10 protein-coding genes are annotated in these 12043 nt (G+C 37.4%); 3 read left to right on the plus strand and 7 right to left on the minus strand.

Going from position 1 to position 12043, the window contains the following annotated elements:
* Positions 1–4: 4 nt before the first annotated feature.
* Positions 5–484, minus strand: coding sequence for a nuclear transport factor 2 family protein (locus F598_RS0102090; RefSeq protein ID WP_019037361.1), 480 nt, complete (start codon positions 482–484; stop codon positions 5–7).
* 9 nt (positions 485–493) lie between these two features.
* Entirely contained in the window at positions 494–1021 is a 528-nt protein-coding gene (locus F598_RS0102095) for a hypothetical protein (protein ID WP_019037362.1), read from the minus strand.
* A 112-nt stretch (positions 1022–1133) separates the two neighbouring features.
* Between F598_RS0102095 and F598_RS0102100 the strand changes: the two genes are divergently transcribed.
* Complete coding sequence (locus F598_RS0102100) at positions 1134–2090, plus strand: NAD-dependent epimerase/dehydratase family protein (RefSeq protein WP_019037363.1); 957 nt, start codon at positions 1134–1136, stop codon at positions 2088–2090.
* 75 nt (positions 2091–2165) lie between these two features.
* Here F598_RS0102100 and F598_RS0102105 read toward each other — a convergent pair whose 3' ends face one another.
* From F598_RS0102105 to F598_RS0102120, 4 genes are all read right to left on the minus strand, one after another.
* The gene (locus F598_RS0102105; RefSeq protein ID WP_033408225.1) at positions 2166–4487 is read right to left on the minus strand and encodes a hypothetical protein; all 2322 of its coding nucleotides are present in this window, start codon (positions 4485–4487) and stop codon (positions 2166–2168) included.
* A 129-nt stretch (positions 4488–4616) separates the two neighbouring features.
* Positions 4617–5363: a succinate dehydrogenase/fumarate reductase iron-sulfur subunit gene (locus tag F598_RS0102110; RefSeq protein WP_019037365.1), complete on the minus strand. Its 747-nt coding sequence runs from the start codon at positions 5361–5363 to the stop codon at positions 4617–4619.
* A 7-nt stretch (positions 5364–5370) separates the two neighbouring features.
* Positions 5371–7374, minus strand: coding sequence for a fumarate reductase/succinate dehydrogenase flavoprotein subunit (locus F598_RS0102115; protein ID WP_019037366.1), 2004 nt, complete (start codon positions 7372–7374; stop codon positions 5371–5373).
* Positions 7375–7385: 11 nt separating this feature from the next.
* Positions 7386–8051 (minus strand): succinate dehydrogenase cytochrome b subunit, encoded by a 666-nt coding sequence (locus tag F598_RS0102120; RefSeq protein ID WP_019037367.1) that lies wholly within the window; start codon positions 8049–8051, stop codon positions 7386–7388.
* Between the two features lie 210 nt (positions 8052–8261).
* On the opposite strand from F598_RS0102120, the gene F598_RS0102125 reads away from it, so the two are divergent.
* Both F598_RS0102125 and F598_RS0102130 read left to right on the plus strand, forming a co-directional pair.
* On the plus strand, positions 8262–9554 hold the full coding sequence (locus F598_RS0102125) for an aminopeptidase P family protein (protein WP_019037368.1): 1293 nt from the start codon (positions 8262–8264) through the stop codon (positions 9552–9554).
* Between the two features lie 73 nt (positions 9555–9627).
* Positions 9628–10431 (plus strand): alpha/beta fold hydrolase, encoded by an 804-nt coding sequence (locus F598_RS0102130; protein WP_019037369.1) that lies wholly within the window; start codon positions 9628–9630, stop codon positions 10429–10431.
* A 116-nt stretch (positions 10432–10547) separates the two neighbouring features.
* On the opposite strand, the gene dgt is transcribed toward F598_RS0102130, so the two are convergent.
* Positions 10548–11894 (minus strand): dGTP triphosphohydrolase, encoded by a 1347-nt coding sequence (dgt, locus tag F598_RS0102135; protein WP_019037370.1) that lies wholly within the window; start codon positions 11892–11894, stop codon positions 10548–10550.
* Positions 11895–12043 lie beyond the last annotated feature (149 nt).

Genomic DNA, 12043 nt, shown 5'->3' on the forward strand with positions numbered 1-12043 from the left:
TAAATTAGTTTTGTGTTTTAAGAAAAGTTACATCCAAGTCCTTTTTTTCCTTAACAATCTTATTAACTAAAGGATTTGGTATGGCTAAAGATAAAACGTAATGCTTAATCTTCCAGTGTCCATCTTCATTCCGAATGAGTACACCCGATCCCCTGCACAATCCCATGTGGTTTGAATTTAATACTTCATCAAACCAGGCAAAGTTACCTTCGGTATACACATTTCTGTTGACAGGAAAAAAGGTCCAGGCTTTTTCAGCATCAAAATACGGTTTAGCAAAGGTTTTAAATGCTTCACCGGTCCAGACTTCTGAGGCATCAGAACCTACAAAAACGGCATCCTCGGTCATGAGGCTAAAGTAAGTGTCATAATCTGCCGTGGCAGCGGCCTTATGCCACGTGTCTAAGGTGTGTTGAATACTTTTTGTCTGAGAAAAGCTCCCTAATGCGATCAAACATAAGAAGAAAGAGGTTATTGGTTTCATATACGAATATCAATTAGTGACTTCATTACTATTATCCATAATATAGACCTCATTCAACTGTATGTTGAGGTTGTTGAAATCTAGCTTTAGCTTTATACTTAATTCTTCGATTATTGAAGCTTCTGGTTCCATTCTCTTTGAGTTATCCAAAAGTAATTCTGAATGTGTTTTTAAGGTTCTGATACGTGCCTCAACGGCATTGGTTTCAAATGGCTTTGGAACAGTTTGAGCTAATGAATCAATAACATTATTAATGGTTTCTGCATTGTTGACTAGGTCCGCAATGGTATACTCTTCAAGTCTTTTCACTTCAGAATTAAGGGCGATGTACATCATCCACTCGTCAGTTCCAGCCTTAGCCTCTTGAGATAGTCCCACAAGCCTGATGCTGTCTAGCTTAATTTTATCCTGTAATTCTGAGGGGACACTCGGCCTCGAATTTAATTCTTGATTTTTTTTATCTCCATTAGAACAAGACAGGATTCCAACAGTCGTGATCAAGAGTAAAAGGACTCCAAGTAAAGATTTTAATTTCATCACATTTGTTTTACAAATCAAAAGTAGAGGATATTATTTAAGTTTTTCATAATTACAGTATTTTTATTATGATATCTAAATCAAAGCTTAAATTTGCATAAAATTGAAAAATATGCCCTCAAAGATATTAATTGTTGGAGCCTGTGGTCAGATCGGTTCTGAACTTACACTCGCACTTAGAGACATTCATGGAAATGATGCCGTTGTAGCAAGTGATATTAAATCTCCTAGCTCTGCTTTACTCTCAAAAGGTCCATTTGAAGTTCTGGATGCGACAAATTACGACGACTTTAAAACGCTTGTTTCCAAACATCAAATCGATACAGTCTACATGATGGCTGCTATGCTGAGTGGTACGGCAGAGAAATATCCGGAAAAGGGATGGGACTTAAACATGACCTCTCTGTTTAACGTTTTGAATCTTGGGAAAGAGGAGCTGATCTCCAAAATCTTCTGGCCTTCCAGCATTGCGGTTTTTGGCCCCACAACACCGAAAGTAGATACGCCACAGCAGACCATTATGGAACCTACGACTGTCTATGGCATTAGTAAGCAAGCTGGAGAACGCTGGTGCGCCTATTATAATAAACGTTATGGTGTGGATGTAAGAAGTATACGCTATCCTGGCTTAATCAGTTATAAAACACCACCAGGAGGCGGCACGACCGATTATGCGATTGAGATTTTTCATGAAGCCCTTAAATCTAAGGCTTATACATCCTTCCTTTCTGAAGATACTGCATTACCTATGATGTATATGGACGATGCGATTCATGCTACAATTTCCATCATGGAGGCTCCTTCAGATAAAATCAAAATCAGATCGTCTTATAATTTGTCTGGTGTTAGTTTCACTCCAGAAGAACTGGCTCAGCAGGTTAAAAATCAAATCCCAGAGTTTCAAATGAACTATAACCCCGACTTCAGGCAAGCGATTGCCGATTCCTGGCCTGATAGTATCGATGATACAGAAGCTAGAACTGATTGGGGGTGGACACATGATTTTAACCTTGAAATGATTGTGAAAGAAATGCTCGAAGGGGTTAAATCGCTGGAAGAAGTAAATTGAATTAAACTTTTTTAGCCTACACAAAAAAAAGCGTTTCAATCCAATTGAAACGCTTTTTTTATGTATACACCTCGTTTAATCTTTTTTTAATTCAATTGGAAAGTTATAACTGTGCAATTGACCATCTTCTGAAATTCCCTCGATATAGATCATAGCCTGCTCAAGGCCAGTATCTATTATTTTCAATTCTACGCTATTGTTTTCCTGTGCTTCATCTTTAACTACTATGTTCGGAAACCAAGCTATAGAACCGAGGCTTTTAAACATTTCGCTTTCGTAAAAGCCATAGTATGGATTAATGTATTTTTTTATTTTTTTATAACCTTTAACTACTTCAATAGAGGTATACATTTCCGTATCATCTTTAAGATTTAAATTGTTTCTTCGGCTTTTAATTATTATAAGGCCACCATCATTATCCGGTCCTGCACCATAGGCATTTCTATTAATTGTTACCGATTCATATTGATTTAATCGAGTAAACGAAAGAATAGAGGCAAGAGATGTATTAAAAGGATTCATCCTGACGCCATCTAAAAAAATAGAAGCTTTTTTATTCAAGGTATTGTATCGTTGAACAACGAAAGTTCTGGAGGTTTCTGTTACCCTAAACCCTTTGCTAGTTAAATAAGAGGAAAGCGTCATATAGTCACGTTCAATTTTGGGAGTAATAATCTCTTTTTCTCCTCTTTCTAAATAGAATACCCCTTTCTTTTCTTCTCCTTTTACTGCTTTCACAGTGACTTCATCTAGCTGATTTATATTTGAAAAATTAGAGGTTAACTTAAAAGTAGATAATGTAATATCTTTTCTAAATGGAGAAGAATCTAGTTTTTGAAATGATATTGGATGTTGATCATTAAAATTCACTTTTGTTTCTAAAGTCAATTTTGGTGCTTTGAAGTTACCATCTTCGGTTGTAATATAATAGTCAAGCTTTTCACCAATTACTGGATATCTGTTTTTTAAGAAAAATGCTCTTGAGTTATCCAGTTTAAAATCAATATCCTTATTGAATTTAGATTTCATACCCACCAGAAGTAGGTCCTCTTTTTCTATCTTATCAATTAAGTATAAAGTTTGTTCAAAACCATTTTCACGTTTATATTTTTTTTCTGGAGGTTTTGATGAATTTAAGCTTTTTCGATAGCGACTTTTAGACATTAATAAAACTACATCTAATTCATTTAAACTTGGTAAATCAGCAGACTTAAAAAAGAAATCATAATCATCGGATTCAATATAAGGTCTTAATCTTAATGTTTTGATGATAGATTTTTGTGATTGATATGTAATATTTTCTTTTGGCAATACAGAGGCACTAAGTATTAATTTACTTTTATTTTTGAAGTTTAAATTTAAAACTATCGAATCTTCTTTAGCAATCTCTTTCATTCTGTAGTCTCCTTGAAACCTCGTCTCATCTTTAGCTTCATTATAAAACAAGCGTTCTAATATAGGGTTACCATTTTTCAAGAGTTGAATTGTATTTACTCCATCAAAGAGTTTGTCTTTTTCTAATATAATCGATTTTTTAGAAGAATTCATTTTGATATTAACAGTACTAATGTTTTTCTCTTGAAAAATGACCAATTGCCAGATTTCATTTTTATTCAAATCTGTACTCTCAATATTTAAATTAATGCATTTTTTTAAATCGTTAAGTTGAAGAGATGTACCTTCAAACTTTATATCCTGAATTGGTATTTCCTTTTCAAAGCCTCCTTGTGTGATTACTTTTATTTTATAAGCTTTACCTTTAATGGGTCTAAAATTGATTTTTGCCAAGCCAGACTTACTACTTTCAACTTCCCATTTAGGTATGTTATCTTCTAGCAATTTTAGGTTTGATTGTTCAGGGTATCCTAAATCGTTGGTTATTTTTATACCTAAATTAGTATTTAAACCATAAATTATTTCTTGTCCTTCAGGCTGAACAGTAATTTTAAGGTCTTTAGCTTTTTTTGTAGTTTTTTTTATCTCATCTATAACTTCAAACTTTTGTAAATAAGCATCAGGCTCTTTAAAATTATTCATGTAGTTGGTCATAGCCTTAAAATAATAGCGGCCTGGGGTATAAGTACTATCTATTTTGATTTGATTAAAAAAAATACCCTCGTTAGCTAATACCATAGATTCTTCAATTAAGCCCCCTATACTATCATAAACAAAGACCTGAATATTTCTTACATCCTTACTTAATTTTCCCGTAGATCTATCAATTGCATAGCCTTTATACCATAAATATTCTCCTGCCATAAATATTGACTTATTAGTATGAACAAATATAGATTCACGTGGTAATTTGAAATACTGATGATGTTTTTCTATATATGACTCTTGTGCATTTACCGACAGAATGAAAAAGCATAAGAAGGTTAGTAAGATCAGTTTCATAAAAATATTTTTGTATATATTGAATTTACATATTTTTTTTAAATAAACCGGCTTCGAATATAAGCAATTGTATAAAAAAAGCGTTTCAAAATCAATTGAAACGCTTTTTTTATATTTATGATCTACCTTTTAGCTAAATACGCTGGCGCTTAAATATTCTCTGTTTAATCTGGCAATATTTTCTAAAGAAATGCCTTTTGGACATTCAACGTAGCAGGCACCAGTGTTGGTACAGTTACCAAAACCTTCAGCATCCATTTGATTCACCATATTGATCACTCGCTCATGAGCTTCAACTTCTCCTTGTGGTAATAATGCAAACTGAGATACTTTAGCAGAGGTAAAGAGCATTGCACTGGCATTCTTACAGGCCGCAACACATGCTCCACAACCAATACAGGTGGCTGCATAAAATGAATCGTCTGCATCTTGCTTTTCGATCGGGATAGAGTTGGCATCCTGAGTATTACCGGAGGTGTTAACCGAGATATATCCTCCAGCATGCTGAATTCTGTCAAAAGCTGATCTGTCGATCACTAAATCCTTTATAACCGGAAACGCAGTCGCTCTGAAAGGCTCAATGACGATCTCATCTCCATCTTTAAATTTTCTCATGTGTAATTGACAGGTCGTAATACGTCTGTCTGGTCCGTGAGGCTCACCATTGATCTGTAGTGAACAAGACCCACAAATACCTTCTCTGCAATCGTGGTCGAATTCTACCGGATCAATGCCTTCGTTCACCAAGTTATTGTTGAGAACGTCCATCATTTCAAGAAATGACATATCTCCATCAATGCCGTCCACATCGTAATTTTGAAATCCTCCTTTATCTTGGGCATCTTCTTGACGCCATACTTTTAATTTAAGCTTCATAATTCGATTATTTATAGCTTCTAGTTTTTAATTCAATATTTTCAAACTCCAACTGCTCCTTATGGAGTTTTGCATCTCTAGGGTTACCTACATATTCCCAAGCAGAAACAAATCTGAAGTTCTCATCATCTCTCAAGGCTTCACCATCTTCAGTTTGGTATTCTTCTCTGAAGTGACCTCCACAAGATTCATTTCGTTCTAAAGCATCTTTAGCAAAAAGTTCACCTAATTCTAAGAAGTCAGCAACTCTTCCTGCTTTTTCAAGTTCCGCATTCTTGGTTTCAGCTTTTCCTGTGACTCTTACGTTTTCCCAGAAATCTTCTCTCAAGGCTTTTATTTCTTCCATCGCCTCTTTTAGTTCCTTCTCATTACGAGACATACCACATTTGTCCCACATGATTTTACCCAATTTTTTATGGTAATAATCCACTGGATTCTTACCATTGGTATTATACAGTCTTTGGATACGGTCTTTCACTTCTTTTTCAGCAGTTTCAAACTCTTCCGATTCTGTTGAAATGGCTCCAGTTCTAATATCGGCTGCTAAATAATCACCGATGGTGTAAGGAAGTACAAAATATCCATCAGCCAGACCTTGCATTAATGCAGATGCTCCAAGCCTGTTGGCACCGTGATCTGAGAAGTTTGCCTCTCCAGCTGCATAACATCCAGGGATAGTCGTCATTAGATTATAATCTACCCAAAGTCCTCCCATCGTGTAGTGAACCGCAGGGAAAATCATCATCGGTGTTTTGTATGGATTTTGATCTGTAATTTTCTCATACATTTCAAAAAGGTTACCATACTTAGCTTCTACAGCCTCTTCACCTAATTTTATAATTTCTTCTTTAATTGGGTTTTTATGACCTGAAGTAAAGGCCTTTTCTTTTCCGTAACGCTCAATAGCTGCTTTAAAGTCCAGATATACAGCTTGTCCGGTTTTATTGACGCCATAACCCGCATCACAACGTTCTTTGGCTGCTCTGGAAGCCACATCACGTGGAACCAGGTTACCAAAAGCAGGATATCTGCGTTCTAGATAGTAATCTCTATCTTCCTCAGCAATTTCAGTAGGTTTTAACTTACCTTCGCGAATCGCCTCTGCATCTTTTTTATGCTTTGGCACCCAGATACGACCGTCATTTCTTAAGGATTCAGACATCAAGGTCAGTTTAGACTGTAACTCTCCTGAAACAGGTATACAGGTGGGGTGAATTTGAGTAAAGCATGGATTAGCGAAAAAGGCTCCTTTTTTGTGAGCTCTCCACGCCGCCATGACATTACTTCCCATAGCATTAGTCGATAGATAAAATACATTACCGTATCCACCGGAAGCTAAAACCACGGCATGCGCAGAATGTCTTTCAATTTCTCCTGTCACCAAATCACGAGCGATAATTCCTCTGGCTTTTCCATCAACCAATACCAAATCCATCATTTCGTGTCTGTTGAAGGATTGGATTTTGCCTCGATTAATTTGTCGGTTCATTGCTGAATAAGCACCGAGTAACAATTGCTGTCCGGTTTGTCCTTTAGCATAAAATGTTCTGGAAACCAAAACACCACCAAACGAACGGTTGTCTAAGAGACCACCATATTCTCTGGCAAAAGGAACTCCCTGAGCCACACACTGGTCGATGATGTTACTGGAGACCTCTGCAAGTCTATATACGTTAGCTTCCCTGGATCGGTAATCCCCACCTTTTACAGTATCGTAGAACAATCTGTAATCGGAGTCACCATCACCTTGATAATTTTTGGAAGCATTGATTCCTCCTTGTGCTGCAATGGAGTGCGCACGTCTTGGAGAATCCTGGTAGCAAAATGTCTTTACGTTATAGCCAAGTTCTGCTAAGGTAGCAGCCGCACTTCCACCTGCCAATCCCGTACCTACAACGATGATGTCGATGTTACGTTTGTTAGCAGGATTAACAAGATTAATTTCGTTTTTATGTTTAGTCCATTTTTTCTCTATTGGACCTTCTGGTATTTTTGATTCTAAAACTGACATAATCCTTTCGCTTATAAGTTATTAAAGTAGTGAAATATCGCAATAAAAACAAAACCCATTGGAATAACAATCGCAAAAGCTTTCGTAAAAATATTGATAGCCCCTGAATATTTATTGTTCACCCCCATGGTCTGGAATGAAGAACCGAACCCATGTAACAAGTGTAACATTAAAAACACAAAGGCAAAGGCATAAAGCCCCGTTCGGATTGGATCTCCAGCAAATTTAGCCACCGTCTCATCGTAATATCTAAAGGGGTCGTCGGGATGTGTTTCTACGTATTTGTGAATGAGTTCTGGAATCCAAAAATCGTAAAAGTGAAGTCCTAAAAAGGCTAGTACTACGATTCCAGAAATAATCATATTTCTAGACACCCAGGGTGCATTAGCTCCACCGTTGAATTTAGCATAGCTAACCGATCTAGCTTTTCTGTTACGAATGTCCAGTATAAATCCCATCACAAAGTGAAAAACCACTCCTGCGATAAGTATAGGCTGTAAAATCGCCTGCACTACAAAATTGGTTCCCATGAAATGAGAAATCTCATTAAAGGTTGAGGGACTCACCACGGATGTGAAGTTAATTGTAAAATGTTGAGCTAAAAAAAGGACTAAAAAAAGTCCTGAAAGAGCCATAGCAACTTTCCTTGCTATTGATGTTTTGCTTATTCCAGCCATTATTCTGAGTTTGATTTTGTGCAAAAATACGCCACAGCTTACTCTGAAACAAATGAACTCAAGGTTTTACATATAATTTAGAACAATTTTAAAGCGTAATCAATGATTTTACTCAAAGCTTATAGTTAATAACCTAAAATAATGTTGCAATATTAGCCTAAACTTTATTTTCATTTCCCATTTCATACCTTTGAAGAAATTAAAAAAGTTATGCGTTACGACCCTATTTCTAAAGATCTGTTTATTCAAAATAGAAAAAACTTTATGAGTCAGATGCTGCCTGGAAGCCTGGCTGTGTTCAATTCTAACGACACTTATCCTATTGGAGCAGATAGCACTATTCCTTTTCAGCAGGACCGAAATATCTATTACCTCTCAGGTGTCGATCAGGAAGAAAGCATTCTGGTGCTTTTTCCAGATGCTCCCGATCCAAAACACCGCGAAATTCTATTCCTCACTGAAACCAATCCGCATATCGCTGTATGGGAAGGTGAAAAACTCAATAAAGAACGAGCACTTGAAACTTCTGGAATAGAGACCGTCTATTGGCTTAAAGACTTTACTAAAGTTTTTAATGAATTGATGGCGTTGACGGGAATCGTCTATATGAACACTAACGAGCATTACAGAGCTGCTCATGCGACCCAAACCCGTGAAGATCGATTCAATATTTGGCTCAAAGAAAATTATCCGGCTCATCAAGTGGCCAAAAGCAATCCTATTTTACAAAGACTGCGTTCAGTGAAGCACCCTTTAGAACTGGAGGTGATGCAACAAGCTTGTCATATTACTGAAAAAGGATTCCGAAGAGTTTTGAATTTCACTGAAGCAGGGAAGTGGGAATATGAACTCGAAGCAGAATTCATGCACGAGTTTTTGCGAAACAGATCGAGGGGATTTGCTTATACTCCGATTATTGCAGGAGGAAAAAATGCCACCGTATTGCATTATATCGAAAATAAACATCAGCTAAAAGACGGCGATTTAATCTTACTAGATGTAGGCGCAGAATATGCCAACTATGCTAGCGATATGTCACGTACTATTCCGGTTTCTGGAAAATATACCGATCGTCAAAAGCAGATCTACAACGCGGTGAACAAGGTCAAAAATTTGGCCACCGATATGTTGGTGCCAGGGACAATCTGGAAAGATTATCACGTGGAAGTCGGAAAATTGATGACTTCAGAACTGTTGGATCTTAAACTCCTGGACAAAGCCGATGTTCAAAACGAAAATCCAGACTGGCCTGCTTATAAAAAATACTTTATGCACGGTACCTCTCATAACATTGGTTTAGATACTCACGACTATGGTTTGTTACACGAACCGATGAAAGCCAATCAGGTCTACACCGTAGAACCAGGGATCTACTTGCCAGATGAGAACATGGGTATCCGACTTGAAGATGATGTTGTCATTCAGGAACAAGGATCGCCAAAAAATTTGATGGCCGATATCCCAATTGAAATTGAAGAAATTGAAGACTTGATGAATAACTAGAAGTCTAAATTTAAAAAATGAACTTTTATCTAGTCAACTGGTTCTTATCAGTTGACTAGTTTTATTTAAGAACATGACCTTTACATACAAACAAACTAAGGTTCACTTCACCTCTTCGGGAGAAGGTGAGCCCATAATTTTACTTCATGGATTTTTAGAAAATTCGAGCATGTGGAAAGATTTACAGCAGCAGTTATCAGAAACCCATAGCGTTTTTGCTTTAGATTTACCAGGTCATGGCAATACTGAAGCTATTGGCTATATCCATACGATGGAAGAGTATGCCGCTCTGGTTTTGGCCTTTGCAGACCATCAAAAAATGGATAATTTTAGTGTGATAGGACATTCTATGGGAGGTTACGTGGCTTTAGCTTTAGCTGAACCCAACCCGCATGCTTGCCTTGGAGGGTCAGGTTCAGAACGAATTAAAAAGCTCATCCTTTTAAATTCAAGTCCGCTGGCAGATTCAGAATCCAAAAAGAAAGAACGTAACCGAGCGATCACCATGATCCAAAAGCATCCAGAAGCCTTTGTGAGAATGGCGGTGAAACATTTGTTTTTACCTGAAGATCAAAAACGTTTATCAGCTGAAATTAATTTGGCTATAAGTGAAGCAGAACAATGCTCTCAACAGGGTATCATCAATACGTTAAAGGGTATGCGGGATCGGAAAGATAGGACAGAAGTGCTTCGGCAAATGTTAGAGAGAAGCCTCATTGTTTTAGGCGAAGAAGATAAGGTCGTGAATTTTGAAAAAACTAAAGCTATAGCAGAAAAAGAAGGTGTTCCCTTGAAAATTCTACCCGGAGGACATATGAGTCATATGGAGTTTCCTGATATGTTACTGAAGACTGTTCAGGAGTTTTTAAGTCGATGAGTTAATGAGGTTGTAGGGAATAGGTTTTAGGAAGTAGGAGATAGTAGGAGAGTTTAATTCAAAATTCGTTGCTCTTTATTCAATATTCTTTATTTTGTATTCGTCATTCGATCTTTCTAAAGATCACTCCCCGTCAACTTCCGATAGGTTCGCAAGGCATTGCTATCGGTGAGAGATGCCACGAAAGAACAGACATTGATTAGCCAGTCTTCCAAAGCGCTAGTAGAGAAGTTGAAGTCCTTCAAAAAATTCTTGAGAATGAGCTTATCGAAATTGGAAGCTTTACCGGCATGCTCGTGTTCCACAGCAGTGGTGAAATCATCTAAAATCTGAGTCAGAATTTTGTAGCCAGCGATCTCTTTATCTAGTACTTCCTGACTCTGATAGATATTCTTGACACTGATGTTGATCACATCTTCAATCTGTACTTTATAAGCTGATTGATCCATCAGTGCAAAATGGTAGTCTCCATTCAGTATAGCCTCCTCATTCTCCATAAAGATGTGCACGGCATCTTCAATAAGTGCTCCAATAGCCAAAGATCGTAAGTAACTGATTCGGTTTTTGGTGGTGGACAGTTTTGAATATTTATCGGTGTTGATGTTTTTATGGACGATTTTAGAAAGGTACTCCAGAGCATAGTCTTCCTGAATCAATCCCAGATTGATCCCGTCTTCAAAATCGATGATGGTATAACAAATATCATCCGCCGCTTCTACTAAAAAGGCCAAAGGGTGTCGCTTGTATCGGACTTCGCCGTGATCAGAATTGGTTTCAAGTCCGAGTTCCTCGGCGATATCCTTAAATTTTTCTTGTTGCTGAATAAAGAAACCAAACTTCTTATCCGCTACCTGCTTAGTAGGTTTATGGGGTAAAGAAGCCTTAGGGTATTTGGTAAAGGCGCCTAAGGTGGCATAAGATAACCTTAAGCCTCCAGGAGACCCGTAATTATCATCGGTGAGTAATTTAAAACCATTGGCATTGCCTTCAAACTTTGTGAGGTCCTGATACACCAGGTCTGAGAGCTGTGATTGAAAACGTTTGCCATTCCCAAACTTAAAATAATCACCTATTGCTCGCTCTCCACTATGGCCAAAAGGAGGATTACCAATATCGTGAGCCAAAGCGGCTGCGGCTACAATAGCGCCAAAATCATTAAAGTGATGACCGTGGGTCGCTTTCAACTGAGGATGCTTTTCCAAGACCTTTTTACCCACCAGTCTCCCTAAGGATCGGCCCACCACCGAAACTTCCAGACTGTGAGTGAGTCGGGTATGCACAAAGTCGGTTTTCGATAAAGGTATGACCTGGGTTTTATCTTGTAAACTCCTAAATTCTGAAGAAAATATAATCCTGTCGTAATCCACTTCAAATCCCAGGCGAGTATCGTCCTGTTCTTTACGAATACGTTTATTGGTATCGCCTTGGCGCTTTAAAGATAAAAGAGTTTCCCAGGTAGGCATGTCTTTGGTTTTGGTTCAAATGTAAGGAATTCTTGTTCTACAGTAGTAACCTTAAGTAAAGCCAATTGCATTAAAAGGACTCAAGATCTTTTAAAAACAGAAGATACCTGAATATCAAAATGTTAAAAACTGCTTTTTTAGTTACATAA

It is taken from the genome of Psychroflexus tropicus DSM 15496, from assembly GCF_000378765.1.
Taxonomy (GTDB): domain Bacteria; phylum Bacteroidota; class Bacteroidia; order Flavobacteriales; family Flavobacteriaceae; genus Psychroflexus; species Psychroflexus tropicus.